This window comes from Amycolatopsis sp. cmx-11-51 (assembly GCF_047608665.1).
In the GTDB taxonomy this organism is placed as follows: domain Bacteria; phylum Actinomycetota; class Actinomycetes; order Mycobacteriales; family Pseudonocardiaceae; genus Amycolatopsis.
On record NZ_JADNQO010000002.1, the window covers coordinates 585,410 to 602,193 of the forward strand.

General features: G+C 68.9%; 15 protein-coding genes. All 15 read left to right on the forward strand.

Features of this window, described 5'->3' with window-relative positions; translation table 11 throughout:
* Positions 1–242: 242 nt before the first annotated feature.
* The gene (gene pyrR, locus ACM6LU_RS11715) at positions 243–839 is read left to right on the forward strand and encodes a bifunctional pyr operon transcriptional regulator/uracil phosphoribosyltransferase PyrR (protein ID WP_414937651.1); all 597 of its coding nucleotides are present in this window, start codon (positions 243–245) and stop codon (positions 837–839) included.
* Positions 836–1,783 (forward strand): aspartate carbamoyltransferase catalytic subunit, encoded by a 948-nt coding sequence (locus tag ACM6LU_RS11720; RefSeq protein WP_414937652.1) that lies wholly within the window; start codon positions 836–838, stop codon positions 1,781–1,783. Before pyrR ends, ACM6LU_RS11720 begins: the two co-directional genes overlap by 4 nt.
* On the forward strand, positions 1,780–3,072 hold the full coding sequence (locus ACM6LU_RS11725; RefSeq protein ID WP_414937653.1) for a dihydroorotase: 1,293 nt from the start codon (positions 1,780–1,782) through the stop codon (positions 3,070–3,072). Before ACM6LU_RS11720 ends, ACM6LU_RS11725 begins: the two co-directional genes overlap by 4 nt.
* Positions 3,069–3,578: a transporter gene (locus ACM6LU_RS11730; RefSeq protein ID WP_414937654.1), complete on the forward strand. Its 510-nt coding sequence runs from the start codon at positions 3,069–3,071 to the stop codon at positions 3,576–3,578. The genes ACM6LU_RS11725 and ACM6LU_RS11730 overlap by 4 nt, the downstream gene beginning before the upstream one ends.
* Positions 3,578–4,717 carry a glutamine-hydrolyzing carbamoyl-phosphate synthase small subunit gene (gene carA, locus ACM6LU_RS11735; RefSeq protein WP_414937655.1) on the forward strand — a complete coding sequence of 380 codons (1,140 nt, stop codon included), beginning with the start codon at positions 3,578–3,580 and terminating at the stop codon, positions 4,715–4,717. The genes ACM6LU_RS11730 and carA overlap by 1 nt, the downstream gene beginning before the upstream one ends.
* A complete protein-coding gene (locus tag ACM6LU_RS11740) occupies positions 4,714–5,868 on the forward strand; it encodes an AAA family ATPase (RefSeq protein ID WP_414937656.1) in 1,155 nt (384 codons plus the stop codon). Before carA ends, ACM6LU_RS11740 begins: the two co-directional genes overlap by 4 nt.
* Positions 5,865–6,476 (forward strand): DUF4276 family protein, encoded by a 612-nt coding sequence (locus ACM6LU_RS11745; RefSeq protein WP_414937657.1) that lies wholly within the window; start codon positions 5,865–5,867, stop codon positions 6,474–6,476. The genes ACM6LU_RS11740 and ACM6LU_RS11745 overlap by 4 nt, the downstream gene beginning before the upstream one ends.
* Positions 6,476–9,790 (forward strand): carbamoyl-phosphate synthase large subunit, encoded by a 3,315-nt coding sequence (carB, locus tag ACM6LU_RS11750; protein WP_414937658.1) that lies wholly within the window; start codon positions 6,476–6,478, stop codon positions 9,788–9,790. The genes ACM6LU_RS11745 and carB overlap by 1 nt, the downstream gene beginning before the upstream one ends.
* Positions 9,787–10,626, forward strand: a complete 840-nt coding sequence (pyrF, locus tag ACM6LU_RS11755) for an orotidine-5'-phosphate decarboxylase (RefSeq protein ID WP_414937659.1) — start codon at positions 9,787–9,789, stop codon at positions 10,624–10,626. Before carB ends, pyrF begins: the two co-directional genes overlap by 4 nt.
* A gap of 107 nt (positions 10,627–10,733) precedes the next feature.
* On the forward strand, positions 10,734–11,051 hold the full coding sequence (mihF, locus tag ACM6LU_RS11760; RefSeq protein ID WP_364025209.1) for an integration host factor, actinobacterial type: 318 nt from the start codon (positions 10,734–10,736) through the stop codon (positions 11,049–11,051).
* Positions 11,048–11,704 (forward strand): guanylate kinase, encoded by a 657-nt coding sequence (gmk, locus tag ACM6LU_RS11765; protein ID WP_414937660.1) that lies wholly within the window; start codon positions 11,048–11,050, stop codon positions 11,702–11,704. The genes mihF and gmk overlap by 4 nt, the downstream gene beginning before the upstream one ends.
* 5 nt (positions 11,705–11,709) lie before the next feature.
* Positions 11,710–11,976: a DNA-directed RNA polymerase subunit omega gene (rpoZ, locus tag ACM6LU_RS11770; RefSeq protein WP_364025271.1), complete on the forward strand. Its 267-nt coding sequence runs from the start codon at positions 11,710–11,712 to the stop codon at positions 11,974–11,976.
* Between the two features lie 59 nt (positions 11,977–12,035).
* The gene (coaBC, locus tag ACM6LU_RS11775; protein ID WP_414937661.1) at positions 12,036–13,256 is read left to right on the forward strand and encodes a bifunctional phosphopantothenoylcysteine decarboxylase/phosphopantothenate--cysteine ligase CoaBC; all 1,221 of its coding nucleotides are present in this window, start codon (positions 12,036–12,038) and stop codon (positions 13,254–13,256) included.
* Between the two features lie 94 nt (positions 13,257–13,350).
* Complete coding sequence (gene metK, locus ACM6LU_RS11780; protein ID WP_414937954.1) at positions 13,351–14,553, forward strand: methionine adenosyltransferase; 1,203 nt, start codon at positions 13,351–13,353, stop codon at positions 14,551–14,553.
* 119 nt (positions 14,554–14,672) lie between these two features.
* On the forward strand, positions 14,673–16,769 hold the full coding sequence (locus tag ACM6LU_RS11785) for a primosomal protein N' (protein WP_414937662.1): 2,097 nt from the start codon (positions 14,673–14,675) through the stop codon (positions 16,767–16,769).
* Positions 16,770–16,784 lie beyond the last annotated feature (15 nt).

Genomic DNA, 16,784 nt, shown 5'->3' on the forward strand with positions numbered 1-16,784 from the left:
CCTCACCCCCAACCGGTCGAAGTGACCGGTCCAGGGGACTCTAGAGTCGAATACTCAGAGTAATGGTTACGCATAGTTGTCACCAGGTCAAGCGGCTGCTTTCGAGAGGCGTTCGTCACCTGGGGCGCGCCACCCATAAGACTGAGGTCCCGATCCTGCTAGTGTCGAGTCGATTTCCTCGCCACGCAGGAAGTCGACGTCCTTTAAGGACCCGTCCAGAGAGGCGGGGAAGGAGGTCCGCCTTGTCGTCACGTCCACGTGGCGCGGCGGAACCGGCGGGAGAGCGTGAGCTCCTCTCGTCCGGCGATGTCGCGCGCACGATCGCCCGAATGGCCCACCAGGTCATCGAGAAGACCGCTCTCGGTGCGGGTGGCTCGGCTCCGCCCGTGTTGCTGGGCATCCCCACCCGGGGTACCCCGCTCGCCCTGCGGCTCGCGGACAAGATCGCCGAGTTCTCCGGCATCCGTCCGCCGACCGGCGCGCTGGACATCACGCTCTACCGTGATGATCTCCGCCGCCGCCCGCCCCGCGCGCTCGAGCATTCGCAGCTGCCGCCGACCGGCATCGACGACGCGGTGGTGATCCTGGTCGACGACGTGCTGTTCTCCGGCCGCACCATCCGCGCCGCCCTCGACGCCCTGCGCGACCACGGCCGCCCCCGCGCGGTCCAGCTGGCCGTGCTGGTCGACCGCGGCCACCGCGAACTGCCGATCCGCGCCGACTACGTGGGCAAGAACGTGCCCACCTCGCGTACCGAGGGGATCGAGGTCCTGCTGTCCGAAGTGGACGGACGGGACACCGTTCTGTTGCGGGCGCAATCAGAAGGAGACCGATCGTGAAGCACCTGCTCGCCACCGACGGGCTCGACCCGGCGCTCGCGACAGCCGTGCTGGACACCGCCGAAGAGCTCAAGCACACCTTGCTGGGCCGCGAGGTCCGCAAACTGCCGACGTTACGCGGCCGCACCGTCATCACCCTGTTCTACGAGAACTCGACCCGCACCCGCGTCTCGTTCGAGATCGCGGGCAAGTGGATGAGCGCCGACGTGATCAACGTCTCCGCGTCCAGTTCCTCGGTCAACAAGGGCGAATCGCTGCGGGACACCGCGCTGACGCTGGCCGCGGCCGGCGCCGACTGCGTGATCATCCGGCACCCCGCCTCCGGGGCGGCGCTGCGGCTTTCGGGCTGGCTCGCCGAGGCCGGGACGGCGGTCGTCAACGCGGGGGACGGCACCCACGAGCATCCGACGCAGGCGCTGCTCGACGCGGCGACCCTGCGGGAGCGGCTCGGTTCCTTGGAAGGTCGCCGCATCGCGATCGTCGGCGACGTTTTGCACAGCCGGGTGGCGCGGTCGAACATCCACCTGCTGTCCTCGCTCGGTGTCGAAGTGGTGCTCGTCGCGCCACCGACCCTGCTGCCGGTCGGGGTGAAAAGCCTCCCGGTCACGGTGTCGCACGAACTCGACGCCGAACTGCCCGCGGTCGACGCGGTCATGATGCTGCGGGTCCAGGCGGAGCGGATGACAGCCGGGGGGCCAGGGCAGAGCTTTTTTCCCTCGGCGCGCGAGTATTCGATCGCGTACGGCCTCAACGAACGCCGGATGAAGCTGCTGCCCGAGCACGCCGTCGTCCTGCACCCCGGTCCGATGCTGCGCGGGATGGAGATCGCCTCGGCGGTCGCCGACTCCCCGGCCTCGGCCATCACCGAACAGGTCCGCAACGGCGTCCACGTGCGCATGGCGGTCCTTTATCACCTGCTCGCCAGCGAAGGGGCCGACGCATGACCACCGTCCTGATCCAGGGCGCCCGACCCTACGGAGAGGGCGACCCGGTCGACGTACTCGTCGAGGACGGCGTGATCACCGACATCGGTTCGATCGACGTCCCGGACGAGGCCGAAGTGATCGAGGCGGGCGGCCAAGTGCTGCTCCCCGGCTTCGTCGACCTGCACACCCACCTGCGTGAACCCGGCCGCGAGGACACCGAGACCATCGCCACCGGTTCGGCCGCGGCCGCGCTCGGCGGCTACACCGCGGTGTTCGCGATGGCCAACACCGACCCGGTGGCCGACAACGCGGTGATCGTCGACCACGTGTGGCGCCGCGGGCAGGAGGCCGGCCTGGTCGACGTGCATCCGGTCGGCGCGGTCACCGTGGGCCTCAAGGGCGAGAAGCTCGCCGAAATCGGCACCATGGCGAAGTCCGAAGCGCGGGTGAAGGTCTTCTCCGACGACGGCCTCTGCGTCGCGGACCCGCTGCTGATGCGCCGCGCGCTGGAGTACTCGACGGCGCTCGGTGTGGTCATCGCCCAGCACGCCGAGGAGCCCCGGCTGACCGCCGGTGCACAGGCGCACGAAGGTGAGCAGGCCGCGCGCCTGGGCTACACCGGCTGGCCCGCCTCGGCGGAGGAGTCGATCGTCGCCCGCGACTGCCTGCTCGCGCAGCACGCGAACGCGCGGCTGCACGTCTGCCACGTTTCGACCTCGGGCACGGCCGACATCCTGAAGTGGGCCAAGGAGCGCGGCACCAAGGTCTCGGCCGAGGTCACCCCGCACCATCTGCTGCTGACCGACGAGCGGCTCGCCACCTACGACCCGGTCAACAAGGTCAACCCGCCGCTGCGCACCGGGTCCGACGCCGAAAAGCTGCGTGCCGCGCTGGCCGAGGGCGTCATCGACTGCGTCGCCACCGACCACGCGCCGCACGCCGTCCAGGACAAGGACTGTGAGTGGAACTCGGCCCGGCCCGGCATGCTCGGCCTGCAGACCGCGCTGTCGATCGTGGTCGAGACCATGGTCCGCACCGGCCTGCTCGACTGGCGGGGCGTGGCGCGGGTGATGAGCGAGCGGCCCGCCGAGATCGGGAACCTGTCCGATCACGGCCGTCCGATCGAGGTCGGCGAACCGGCCAACCTGACGCTGGTGGACCCGGACACGGAATGGACCGTACGCGGCGTGGAGTTCGCGAGCATCGCGGCGAACACCCCGTACGAAGGAATGCGGCTCCCCGGCGTGGTGACGGCGACGTTGCTGCGCGGGCGGATCACCACGCGGGAGGGGAAGATCGCCCCATGAGTGACCGGATTCTGCTGACCCTGGCGGTCTTCGCCTTCTTCCTGCTGTGCGTGCTGCTGATGTGGCGCGGCTGGCGGCGGAAGTCCCGCGTGCAGAGCGTCCAGGTACCGCCGTTCGCCGAGATCCCCGCCGAACCCGGTTTCGCCGAACTGGAGTCAAGCGGGGTTTACATCAGCACGACGAAGGCGGGGCACTGGCAGGAGCGCGTGGTCACCCGCGGCGCCGGCCTGCGCACCGGCGCGGTCTGGCGGCTGCACGCCGACGGCATCGCCATCGAACGCGGCGGTGCCCCGGACTTCTGGATCCCACGCGGTTCCATCACCGGCGTCCGCAAGGACAAGGGAATGGCCGGGAAGGTGATGGGCATCGACGCGCTGCTCGTCATCACCTGGCTGGCCGGCGACGTCGAGCTGGACACCGGATTCCGCGGCGACGACGTAGACGACTATCCACAATGGATCGAAGCTTTGCAAGACACTCGCAACGACATCAAGGGAGGTGCCTGATGAGCACCGCGAACGGCACCCGCGCACCGGCTGCTCTGGTCCTCGAAGACGGCCGCGTGTTCCGCGGCTCCGCGTACGGCGCCCGTGGGCGGAGTCTGGGCGAGGCGGTGTTCTGCACCGGCATGACCGGCTACCAGGAGACGCTGACCGACCCCTCCTACCACCGGCAGATCGTGGTCCAGACCGCGCCGCAGATCGGGAACACCGGCTGGAACGACGAGGACGACGAGTCCTCGCGCATCTGGGTCTCGGGCTACGTCGTCCGCGACCCGGCGCGCACCCCGTCCAACTGGCGCTCGAAGCGCACGCTGGACGAGGAACTGGAGCGTCAGGGCGTCGTCGGGATCTCCGAAGTGGACACCCGCACGCTGACCCGGCATCTGCGCGAACGGGGCGCCATGCGGTCCGGCGTGTTCTCCGGTGACGCGCTGGACAGTGACGAAGAGATGCTCGCGCAGGTGCAGGCCAGTCCGCAGATGAAGGGTGCCGATCTCGCCGGCGAGGTCAGCACCAAGCAGTCGTACGTCGTCGAAGCGCAAGGGGAGCGGAAGTTCCGCGTCGCCGCGCTGGACCTGGGCATCAAGTCCAACACTCCGAGGCAGATGGCCGCGCGCGGCATCGAGGTCCACGTCCTGCCCTCGTCGTCCACTGTGGACGAACTGCTCGCGGTCGAGGCGGACGGTGTGTTCCTGTCCAACGGCCCCGGCGACCCGGCGACCACCGCGCACGCGACGGAGCTGACGAAAGCGGTGCTGCAGCGGGAGATCCCGCTGTTCGGCATCTGCTTCGGCAACCAGATCCTCGGCCGCGCGCTGGGACTGGGCACCTACAAGATGCGCTACGGCCACCGTGGGATCAACATCCCGGTGATCGACGTGGCGACCAAACGGGTCGCGATCACCGCGCAGAACCACGGTTTCGCTCTCGAAGGCGAGCCGGGTCAGCGGTTCGAGACGCCGTTCGGCGCCGCGCAGATCTCGCACTACTGCCCGAACGACGACACCGTCGAAGGTGTCCGCGTGTTCGACGTCCCCGCGTTCTCGGTGCAGTACCACCCCGAGGCCGCCGCCGGCCCGCACGACGCGGCCCCCCTGTTCGACGAGTTCGTGAGCTTGATGGAGAAGAAGGCCGGGCGATGACGGTCACGACCGGAATCGAGCGGATCCGGATCCGGAATTACCGGGTGCTTCGGGACGTCGAGCTGGACGGCCTGACGCCCATCACGGCGCTTCTCGGTCCGAACGGCAGCGGCAAGTCCACCTTGCTGGACGCGCTGCTCTTCGTCAGCGAGGCTGTACAGCGCGGCCTGGGTTTCGCGCTTGCCCGTCGCGGTGGCCTTCCGGAGATCAGGACCATCGGTTCCACGGAGCGCGTCGAGATCGAGGTCGGCTATCAGACCGAGGAAGGCGCGTTCGAGTATCGACTGGCCTTCGACGGAACCGGTGCCCCCGAGGAGATTCTGCGGTGGCGGCCGGCTGGCGCGCCGGGCTGGCGGGCACTGCTCGAGTTCCACGGTGGGCAAGGCGTCGTGTACTCCGAGTCCGGTGACCAGAGGCTCAGGGAGGATCTGGCCGACGGTGAGGCACTGGCTTTGGACACCTTCGGTCGTCTCAACCGCTACAACCGAGTCGCCGAATTCCGGAAGCTCGTGCTGGACTGGCATTCGGTGCACATCGATGTCGAACAGATGCGCAAGGGTGCCAAAAAGGGCGGGAAGGCTACGCGGCTTTCCTCATCAGGCGACAACATCGCCATAGTCGTCGAGCAACTCCAAGAACGACGCCCAGAGGTCTGGGCCGGGATACTCCGTTCACTACGACGCTATGTTCCGAGGCTCGAGGATTTCTCGTCGATGCAGCTGGGCGATGGCAGTTTCATCGTCCGGTTGAAGGAGCGAGGCGCCGATGAACTGATCTCGCCGGACCACATCTCGGACGGGACGCTCACGCTGCTGGCCTACCTGGTCGCCATGCGCGATCCAGCTTCCGTCTTGTTGCTCGAAGAACCGGAAAACCAGGTGCACCCCAGGCTGCACTACCCACTCGCTGACGAAGCGAGGATGTCGGAGAGCGGCCAGGTGATCGTCGCGACGCACTCACCGCGTTTCGTCGACGCGACGCGGCCGAACGAGGTTTGGATGTTCGCACGAGGAGTCGCCGGCAACACCGAGGTGATGCACGCTTCTGTCCAGCCTCAGTTGGTTCGGATGGTGGAATCCGGTGGTGCGCTCGGTGATCTGTGGACCGAAGGTTACTTCCGGTTCGGCGACCCCCTCGCGGAGCAGGCGTGAGCGCAGGCAGTCCGGTGAATCTCGTGGTGCTGGTCGAAGAGCGTTCGGCGGATGAGGCTTTGCGTGCCTTGCTTCCGAAGATCACGCCCGGCGTGGCTTTTCGGATTGCCCCGTTCGACGGCAAGGAAGACCTGCTCCGCAAGCTGCCGCACCGGTTTCGCGAGTACACGTACTACTGGAGGGCGGTCAACTCACGAGTCGTGGTGCTGGTCGACCGCGATGACGATGACTGCCTGGAGCTCAAGGCTCAGCTGTCCCGGATGGCGAAGGAAGCCGGGCTTCCGGCCGAGGCTGTTCTGTTCCGGATCGTGATCGAGGAACTCGAAGCGTGGTTCCTCGGCGATGTTTCGGCGGTGCATGCGGCTTATCCCAGGGTTTCCCTTGATCTGGTGAAGCGGGTCAAGTTCCGAGAGCCGGAAGATGTGCCTGGTGGAGCGTGGGAAGCGCTGGAGCACTTGTTCCAGCAGCACGGCTACCACAAGAAGGGGCTGGCGAAGATGATCGCCGCCCGTGATATCGCGCCACACATGGATGTAGAGAACAATCGTTCCCAGAGTTTTCAGGTCTTCCGCGACGGTTTGCGGCGCCTGGTGAGTGAGGAAAACTAATGCCGAAGAGGACAGACATCCAGCACGTGCTGGTGATCGGCTCCGGGCCGATCGTGATCGGCCAGGCGGCGGAGTTCGACTACTCCGGCACCCAGGCCTGCCGCGTACTCCGCGAAGAGGGACTGCGCGTCTCGCTGGTGAACTCGAACCCGGCGACCATCATGACCGACCCCGAGTTCGCCGACGCCACCTACATCGAGCCGGTCACCCCGGAATTCGTCGAGAAGGTCATCGCCCTGGAGCGCCCCGACGCGATCCTCGCGACCCTCGGCGGGCAGACCGCGCTCAACTGCGCTGTCGCCCTGCACGAGCGCGGTGTACTGGAGAAGTACGGCGTCGAGCTGATCGGCGCCGACGTCGAGGCCATCCAGCGCGGCGAGGACCGGCAGAAGTTCAAGGACATCGTCCGCACGATCGGCGCCGAGGTGCCGCGTTCGCGGGTCTGCCACGACATGGACGAGGTCCGCGCGACCGTCGCCGAGGTCGGCCTCCCGGTGGTCATCCGGCCGTCGTTCACCATGGGCGGGCTCGGCTCCGGCATGGCGCACACCGACGCGGAACTGGAGCGGCTCGCCTCCACCGGGCTCGACGAGTCGCCGGTCACCGAGGTGCTCATCGAGGAGAGCGTCCTCGGCTGGAAGGAGTTCGAACTCGAGCTCATGCGCGACCGGCACGACAACGTGGTGGTCGTCTGCTCGATCGAGAACATCGACGCGATGGGCGTGCACACCGGCGACTCGGTCACCGTCGCGCCCGCGATGACGCTGACCGACCGCGAGTACCAGCACATGCGCGACGTCGGTATCGCGGTGCTGCGCGAGGTCGGCGTCGACACCGGCGGCTGCAACATCCAGTTCGCGATCGACCCGGCCGACGGCCGCATGGTCGTCATCGAGATGAACCCGCGCGTCTCCCGGTCGAGCGCGCTGGCGTCGAAGGCGACCGGCTTCCCGATCGCCAAGATCGCCGCGAAGCTCGCCATCGGCTACACCCTCGACGAGATCCGCAACGACATCACCGGCGAGACCCCGGCGGCCTTCGAGCCGACGCTGGACTACGTCGTGGTGAAGGTTCCGCGGTTCGCCTTCGAGAAGTTCCCTGGCGCCGACCCCACGCTGACGACGACGATGAAGAGCGTCGGCGAGGCGATGTCGTTCGGCCGCAGCTTCCCCGAAGCGCTCGGCAAGGCACTGCGCTCCATCGACACCAAGGCCACCGGCTTCTGGACCCGGCCCGACCCCGATGGCGCGACGCTCGAGTCCATTTTGGACGCCCTGCGCACGCCGCACGACGGGCGCCTCTACGAGGTCGAGCGGGCACTGCGGTTCGGCGGCACCGTCGAGCAGATCCACGAAGCGTCGGGCATCGACCCGTGGTTCATCGACCAGATCGCCCTCATCGGTGAGGTCGGCTCCGAGGTCCGTGACGCGCTGGTGCTCGACGAGCCGCTGCTGCGGCGGGCGAAGCGCACCGGCCTGTCGGACCAGCAGATCGCCGCGCTGCGGCCGGAGCTGGCGGGCGAGGACGGTGTCCGCGCGCTGCGCCGCCGTCTCGGCGTGCGGCCGGTGTACAAGACCGTCGACACCTGCGCGGCCGAGTTCGCGGCCAAGACGCCGTACCATTACTCGGCCTACGAGACCGACCCCGCGGCCCAGTCGGAGATCACCGCGCAGACCGAGAAGCCGAAGGTGCTGATCCTCGGCTCCGGGCCGAACCGCATCGGGCAGGGCATCGAGTTCGACTACTCGTGCGTGCACGCCGCCATCGCGTTGCGCGAGGCCGGTTTCGAAGCGGTCATGGTCAACTGCAACCCCGAGACCGTCTCCACCGACTACGACACCTCGGACAGGCTCTACTTCGAGCCGCTGTCGTTCGAAGACGTCCTGGAAGTGGTTCACGCCGAGCAGGAGTCGGGCACCGTCACCGGGGTCATCGTGCAGCTGGGCGGCCAGACACCGCTCTCGCTCGCGAAGCGCCTCGCTGACGCAGGTGTCCCGGTGATCGGCACCTCCCCGGACGCGATCCACCTCGCCGAGGACCGCGGCGCGTTCGGCGAGGTCCTCACCGACGCCGGACTGCCCGCGCCGAAGTACGGCACGGCGACCTCGTTCGAGGGCGCGAAGCGGATCGCCGACAAGATCGGCTACCCGGTCCTGGTGCGGCCGTCCTACGTACTCGGCGGGCGCGGCATGGAGATCGTGTACGACGAGGAGTCCCTCGCCGGCTACATCCACCGCGCCACCGAGGTCACCCCCGAGCACCCGGTGCTGGTGGACCGGTTCCTCGACGACGCCATCGAGATCGACGTCGACGCGCTGTTCGACGGTGACGACCTCTTCCTCGGCGGCGTCATGGAGCACATCGAGGAGGCCGGGATCCACTCCGGCGACTCCTCCTGCGCGCTCCCGCCGATCACGCTGGGCCGGACCGACATCGAGACGGTGCGCCGCTCGACCGAGGCCATCGCGCGTGGTGTCGGCGTCCGCGGGCTGCTGAACGTCCAGTACGCGCTCAAGGACGACGTCCTGTACGTCCTGGAGGCGAACCCGCGCGCGTCGCGGACGGTGCCGTTCGTGTCGAAGGCGACCGCGGTGCCGCTGGCCAAGGCCGCGGCGCTGATCATGACCGGCTCGTCGATCAAGGACCTGCGCGGGTCCGGCGTCCTCCCGGCCGAGGGTGACGGGGGCCACATGCCCGCCGATTCGCCGGTCGCGGTCAAGGAGGCGGTCCTGCCGTTCCACCGCTTCCGCACCCCCGAGGGGCACGGCGTCGATTCGCTGCTCGGCCCGGAGATGAAGTCCACCGGCGAGGTCATGGGTGTCGACGTCTCCTTCGGGAAGGCGTTCGCCAAGTCCCAGGCCGGTGCCTACGGTTCGCTGCCGACGTCGGGCAAGGTGTTCGTCTCCGTCGCCAACCGCGACAAGCGCTCGCTGGTGTTCCCGGTGAAGCGGCTGGCGGACCTCGGTTTCGAGATCCTCGCCACCTCCGGTACGGCGGAAGTGTTGCGGCGCAACGGGATTCCCTGCACCGTCGTGCGCAAGCACTACGAAGGTTCGGCCGAAGGGGAGCAGAACGTCGTGGACGTCATCCTCAGCGGTGAGGTGCAGATGGTGATCAACACCCCTTACGGCAACAGCGGTCCCCGCATCGACGGCTACGAAATCCGTACCGCCGCGGTGTCGCGGGACATTCCCTGTATCACCACGGTGCAGGGCGCCGCGGCGGCCGTGCACGGGATAGAGGCCGTCATCAAGGGCGACATCGGCGTGCGGTCGCTGCAGAGCCTCCAGGCGGCGCTGAAGGCCAAGGCGTGAGCGGGCGGTTCGGGTCGAGGCTGGCGCGGGCGATCGCGGAGAAGGGGCCGCTCTGCGCCGGAATCGACCCCCATCCCGGGTTGCTCCAGGCGTGGGGGCTTCCGGCGGACGCGGGCGGTTTGGAGAAGTTCGCGCTCACAACCGCTGAGACGATCGCGCCCGAGGTCGCGGTGATCAAGCCCCAATCGGCCTTTTTCGAGGCCTACGGGCCTCCTGGGGTCGCCGTTCTGGCCAAGACGATGAAGGTGTGCCGCGAAGCGGGCGCGCTCGTCCTGCTGGACGTCAAGCGCGGCGACATCGGTTCGACCATGGCGGCGTACACGGCGGCGTTCCTGCCCACGGGGGCGGAACTCGAGGCCGACGCCATCACCGTGTCGCCGTACCTCGGGTTCGGCTCGCTGGACTTCGCCGTCGAGGTTGCACAGCAGCAAGGCAAGGGCCTGTTCGTCCTCGCGCGCACCTCCAACCCGGAGGCGCGGGGACTGCAGAACGCCTTGCTGCCCAACGGAAAGACCGTCGCGCAGGACATCGTCGACACGGCGGGCGCGCATAACGCGGGCGTCGGGCCACTGGGTGACGTCGGTGTCGTCGTCGGTGCCACCGTCACGCCGGGAGAGCTCGATCTGAGCAAGCTGAACGGTCCCGTGCTGGCACCCGGTTTCGGGGCGCAGGGGGCCACTCCGGCCGATTTGCGGGCCCTTTTCGGGCCGCGGCTGCCGGGTGTGCTCCCGGCGTCTTCGCGTGATGTGCTCAAGCACGGGCCGGACCCCGAAGCGTTGCGTGCGGCCGTTCGGAGGACACGGGATTCCCTCGGTTCCCTGGAAAACGGCCAATAGCAGGCCCGGGAATCCGTCATGACCAGCCACCCCCGCATTGTGGGCCGAGGTAACGGGTGGGTACCGTCGCCACACCCACCCAGATTTGAGAATTATCGGAGGAAAACGTGGCACTTCCCCAGCTGACAGAGGAACAGCGCGCTGCGGCGCTGGAGAAGGCCGCCGCCGCCCGCCGCATCCGTGCTGAGCTGAAGGAGCGGCTGAAGCGGGGCGGTACCACTCTGGTCGAGGTGCTGAAGCAGGCCGAGGAGAACGAAGTCCTCGGCAAGATGAAGGTCTCGGCTCTGCTCGAGGCTCTTCCGGGTGTCGGCAAGGTCCGTGCCCAGCAGACCATGGAACGACTGGAGATCGCACCCAGCCGTCGTCTTCGCGGCCTCGGCGACCGGCAGCGCAAGGCGCTGCTGGCCGAATTCAGCGGCGAGTGAGCGGCGTCGGTCAGGACCACCCGGTGACCCCGGGCGCTGACCGCGGCGGTGAGCCGGTGGCGGGAGTTTCCTCCCGGCACCGGCTCACGGTCGTATCAGGGCCTTCGGGGGTCGGGAAGTCGAGCGTGGCGGGGGAGCTGCGCAAGCTGGATCCGGAAATCTATTTCAGCGTCTCGGTGACCACCAGGAAGCCGAGGCCGGGTGAGGTCGACGGCGAGCACTACCACTTCATCGACCGCACCGAGTTCGACCGCATGGTCGCCGCGGGCGAACTGCTGGAGCACGCCGAGTTCGCCGGCAACTGCTACGGCACCCCGCGCGAGCCCGTGGAACGGGCTTTGGCGGCAGGCCGCAACGCCGTGCTGGAGATCGAACTCCAGGGCGCGCGACAGGTCCGCAAGGCGATGCCGGAGGCGCGGCTGGTGATGCTGATGCCGCCGTCGTGGGACGAACTGGTCGGAAGGCTGACCGGCCGCGGCACCGAGAACGAGGCCGCGGTGAAGGCCAGGCTGGCCGAGGCGGAGCGCGAACTCGCCGCCGCCGGGGAGTTCGACGAGCGAGTCGTCAACGCCGACGTGCGAGACGCCGCCGAGCAGTTGCTAAACTTGGTGATCGGCGACCTGACACTTGAAGATTCGGAGCACCACGAGTGACGACCATGTCCACGCTCGGTATTCACGAAGAGCTCGAAGGCATCACCAACCCGCCGATCGACGACCTGCTCGAAAAGGTCAGCTCGAAGTACGCGCTGGCGATCTACGCGGCCAAGCGCGCTCGTCAGATCAACGACTACTACGCCCAGCTGGGCGAGGGCCTGCTGGAGTACGTCGGCCCGCTGGTCGAGCCGGGCCCGCGCGAGAAGCCGCTGTCCATCGCACTGCGCGAGATCCATGGCGGCCTGCTCGAGCACACCGAGGGTGAGTAGGGACTCAATGGCCACGGCGGCTGTCAAGGTGATCCCGCGCAAAACCGCCGAGAACACCGTTGAGTAAACCCAAGATCGTTCTGGGCGTAGGCGGCGGGATCGCCGCCTACAAGGCCTGTGAGGTTCTGCGCGGGCTGACCGAATCCGGTCACGACGTCCGCGTGGTCCCCACGGAAGCCGCGCTGAACTTCGTCGGCGCGGCCACCTTCGAGGCACTCTCCGGCCACCCGGTGCACACCGGTGTGTTCACCGAGGTGCCCGAGGTCCAGCACGTCCGCGTCGGCAAGGAAGCCGATCTGGTGGTGGTCGTGCCCGCCACGGCGAATCTGCTCGCCAAGGCCGCGCACGGCATCGCGGACGACCTGCTGACGAACACCCTGCTCACCGCCCGGTGCCCGATCGCCTTCTTCCCGGCGATGCACACCGAGATGTGGGAGCACCCGGCCACCCGCGACAACGTGGCGCTGCTGCGTTCGCGCGGGCTGATCGTCGCCGAACCCGCCGCGGGCAGGCTCACCGGCGCCGACACCGGCAAGGGGCGGCTCGCCGACCCGGCCGAGATCGTCGACCTGGCCCGGCTCCTGCTCGCCGTGCCGGACGCCCTCCCGCGCGACCTCGAAGGCGTGCGGGTGGCGATTTCGGCGGGCGGCACCCGCGAGCCGCTGGACCCGGTCCGCTACCTGGGCAACCGCTCGTCGGGCAAACAGGGCTACGCGCTGGCTCGCGTCGCCGCCCAGCGCGGCGCCGAGGTCACTCTGGTCACCGCGCACACCGTCGCGCTGCCGGAGCCGGCGGGCGCGAAGGTCGTCCACGTGTCGACAGCCGAGGAGATGCGCCAGGCGATGCACGCCGAGGCCGTCGCCGCGGACATCCTGGTGATGGCCGCCGCCGTCGCCGACTTCCGGCCGTCGAACCGGGCCGACCACAAGATCAAGAAGTCCGACGACGCGCCGGATCCGGTGGTCGAGCTGGCGCGCAACGCGGACATCCTGGCCGAACTGGTGCGGAACCGGACAGAAGGCCAGTTGGTCGTCGGGTTCGCCGCGGAAACCGGCGACGACAAGGGCGGCGTTCTGGACCACGCGCGGGTCAAATTGAAGCGTAAGGGTGCGGACCTGCTGGTGGTGAACGCCGTCGGCGAGGGAAAAGCGTTCGGGACCGAGGACAATTCGGGTTGGCTGCTGGGGGCCGACGGAACCGAGATCCCGATCCCGCTGGGCGCCAAGTCCGAACTGGCGTCCACATTGTGGGACGCGGTGGTGAACTTGATGAAGCGTTGACCGGCCTTCGAACGATAGTAAGTAGGCTTATAGCAACTGAGGGGTGCCTAACTTTCTGGGCATCAGACGTCTAGGTGAGGAAGTGACGGCCACCGTGACCGCGTCCACGAGTAGACTGTTTACATCTGAATCGGTGACTGAGGGTCATCCCGACAAGATTTGCGATGCCATCAGCGATTCGATCCTAGACGGCCTGCTGGCCAAGGATCCGCGCAGCCGGGTGGCGGTAGAAACCCTCATCACCACCGGGCAGGTGCATGTCGCCGGAGAGGTGACCACCGAGGCCTACGCGGACATCCCGACCATCGTCCGCGACGTGATCCTGAAGATCGGCTACGACTCTTCGGCCAAGGGTTTCGACGGCAACTCGTGTGGCGTCAACGTCGCCATCGGCTCCCAGTCACCCGACATCGCGCAGGGCGTCGACACCGCGTACGAGTCCCGCGTCGAGTCCGACGAGGACGAGATCAACCGTCAGGGTGCCGGCGACCAGGGCCTGATGTTCGGCTACGCCTGCTCGGACACCCCCGAGTTGATGCCGCTGCCGATCGCGCTGGCGCACCGGCTCTCGCAGCGGCTGACCCGGGTCCGCAAGGACGGCGTGCTGCCGTACCTGCGCCCGGACGGCAAGACGCAGGTCACCATCGAGTACGCCGGCGATCAGCCGGTGCGGCTCGACACGGTGGTCGTGTCCACCCAGCACGCGGACGGCATCGACCTGGAGCAGATGCTCGGCGTCGACGTCCGCGAGCACGTGGTCGCCCCGGAGCTCGCCGAACTCGGTCTCGACACCTCCAACGTGCGGCTGCTGGTCAACCCGACCGGCCGCTTCGTCATCGGCGGCCCGATGGGTGACGCGGGCCTGACCGGCCGCAAGATCATCGTCGACACCTACGGCGGCATGGCCCGTCACGGTGGCGGCGCGTTCTCCGGCAAGGATCCCTCCAAGGTCGACCGTTCGGCCGCGTACGCGATGCGCTGGGTGGCGAAGAACGTCATCGCCGCCGGGCTCGCCACGCGCGCCGAGGTCCAGGTCGCGTACGCGATCGGCAAGGCGGCCCCGGTGGGCCTCTTCGTCGAGACGTTCGGCACCGAAACGGTGGACCCGTCGAAGATCCAGGCCGCCATCACAGAGGTCTTCGACCTGCGTCCGGCCGCGATCATCCGCGACCTCGACCTGCTTCGCCCGATCTACGCACCGACGGCCGCGTACGGCCACTTCGGCCGCCCCGAGCTGGGTCTCCCCTGGGAGAGCACGGCGCGGGCGGCGGCCTTGAAGTCGGCCGCCGGCGCCTGATTTTCGACGCTCTGCCAATGAGATGAACGGGACTTTCTCTGCAAAATTTGCAAGGGAAAGCTCCGTTCATCTCACGGCGGTGACAGGCTGTGTCGGGAGAGTCTGGTAGAGATCACCGGGTGAGCAGCAGTCCCGAACCGGCCCCGTTGTGGGACCTTCCGGAGCCTCCGAAAGCCGAACCGGCGCGGAAGGCCAAACCGTCCCGTGCGAAAAGCGCCAGCCGTCGGGGCGCGCAGAACCCCGCGCCCGAGAACCCGGTCGCGCGGATCGTCGTGGACATCCCGCTCACGCATCTCGACCGGACCTTCGACTACCAGATCCCGGAAAAGCTGCACGAGGCCGCGGTGCCCGGCTGCCGGGTGCGTGTCCGGTTCGCGGGCCAGCTCGTAGACGGGTATCTCGTCGAACGCGCCGACACCACGGACTTCACCGGGAAGCTCGCGTACATCGACCGCGTGACCTCCAGCGAGCCGGTGCTGCCCCCGGCGCTGCACACACTCTGCCGCTCGGTCGCGGACCGGTACGGCGGCACGCTCAGCGACGTCCTGCGGCTGGCCATCCCGTCCCGGCACGCGAAGGTCGAGGGCGAGCCGCCCGCCGAGCCCGCGCCGACACCGGAGGCGCCCGAGACCACCGCCTGGGAGAAGTACCAGAGCGGACCGGCGTTCCTGGAGGCCGTCGCGGAACGGCGGCCCGCCAACGCCGTCTGGCAGGCCCTGCCGGGCGAGGACTGGCCGCGCCGGCTCGCCGAAGCCGCGGCGGTGGCGGCTTCCACAAGCCACCGTGGCGTCGTGATGGTCGTGCCGGACCACCGTGACCTCACCCGCCTGCACGACGCGTGTTCCCAGCTGATGGGGGCCGATGCCGTGGTCGCGCTGATCGCGGGGCTGGGCCCCGCCGAGCGCTACCGCCGCTGGCTCGCGGTACTGCGGGGCGCGGTGCGGGTCGTCGTCGGCACGCGCGCGGCGATGTTCGCGCCGGTCGCCGACCCCGGCCTGTTCGTGGTGTGGGACGACGGCGACGACGTCCACCTCGACCAGCACGCGCCCTACCCACACGTCCGCGATGTGCTGATGGACCGCGCGCACGCCGCGAAGGGGTCCATGCTCGTCGCCGGTTTCGCGCGTACCGCCGAGGCGCAGTTCCTGGTCGAATCGGGCTGGGCGCAACCGCTGGTGGCGGCCCGCCCTGAACTGCGGGCCGCCGCGCCCCGGGTGACGCCGGTCGGCGAGGACTTCGACGTCGCTCGGGACGAAGCGGCGAAGGCGGCACGGCTCCCGTCGGTCGCTTTCGAGGCGGCGCGGCAATCGCTGGCAGGCGGATTCCCCGTGCTGGTGCAGGTTCCGCGTCGCGGGTACGTTCCAGGGCTCGCGTGCGGCAACTGCCGGACGTCCGCGCACTGCCGTCGCTGCGCGGGACCGCTTTCCTTGCCGGGTGGGCTGATCGACGGCGCGCCGAGGCCGCCCGCCTGCCGGTGGTGCGGTGTCCCCGAGACGAACTTCCATTGCGCCGCTTGCGGTTCCGTGCGGCTGCGGGCGGTCGTCGTCGGCTCAAAGCGAACCGCGGAGGAACTGGGCCGCGCGTTCTCGGGATTCCCGGTGCGGACCTCGGGCGCGTCGGAGGTTTTGGCTTCAGTGCCCGGAAAACCGGCGCTGGTGGTGTGCACGCCGGGAGCCGAGCCGGTCGCGGAAGGCGGTTACGGCGCGGCGTTGCTGCTGGACGGCTGGGCGTTGCTGGGGCGGCAGGACCTGCGCGCGGGGGAGGAGACCCTGCGCCGCTGGATGGCGGCCGCGGCGCTGGTGCGGCCGGGTACCGAAGGCGGTCGCGTGTTCGTCGGCGCGGAAGCGGGTCTCTCGGTCGTGCAGGCGCTGGTGCGGTGGGACCCGGGCTGGCACGCGGGCCAGGAACTGGCCGGGCGGCGTGAACTCGGCTTCCCGCCCGCGATGCGGATGGCGAGCGTCGAAGGCACCCCGGACGCGGTCGCCGGGCTGCTCGACGACCTCGCCCTGCCGGAGAGCGGCGAGGTGCTGGGCCCGGTGCCGCTCGGCGAGGTCGACGAGGACGGCAACGCCGAACGTGAGCGCGCCCTGGTGCGTGTCGCCCGTCCGGACGGGAAGGCGCTCGCCGCCGCCGTCCACGAGGCCGCCGCCAAGCGGGACGCGCGCAAGGCGACCGAACCCATCCGGATCCAGCTCGACCCCCTGGAACTCATCTAGCGCGCCCACTACGCC

Coding starts and splice junctions, on each gene's coding strand:
- ACM6LU_RS11740 (WP_414937656.1), top strand. CDS start 4,714: ATGACGGTCACGACCGGAATCGAGCGGATCCGGATCCGGAATTACCGG.
- rpoZ (WP_364025271.1), top strand. CDS start 11,710: ATGTCCACGCTCGGTATTCACGAAGAGCTCGAAGGCATCACCAACCCG.
- ACM6LU_RS11730 (WP_414937654.1), top strand. CDS start 3,069: ATGAGTGACCGGATTCTGCTGACCCTGGCGGTCTTCGCCTTCTTCCTG.
- ACM6LU_RS11725 (WP_414937653.1), top strand. CDS start 1,780: ATGACCACCGTCCTGATCCAGGGCGCCCGACCCTACGGAGAGGGCGAC.
- carA (WP_414937655.1), top strand. CDS start 3,578: ATGAGCACCGCGAACGGCACCCGCGCACCGGCTGCTCTGGTCCTCGAA.
- carB (WP_414937658.1), top strand. CDS start 6,476: ATGCCGAAGAGGACAGACATCCAGCACGTGCTGGTGATCGGCTCCGGG.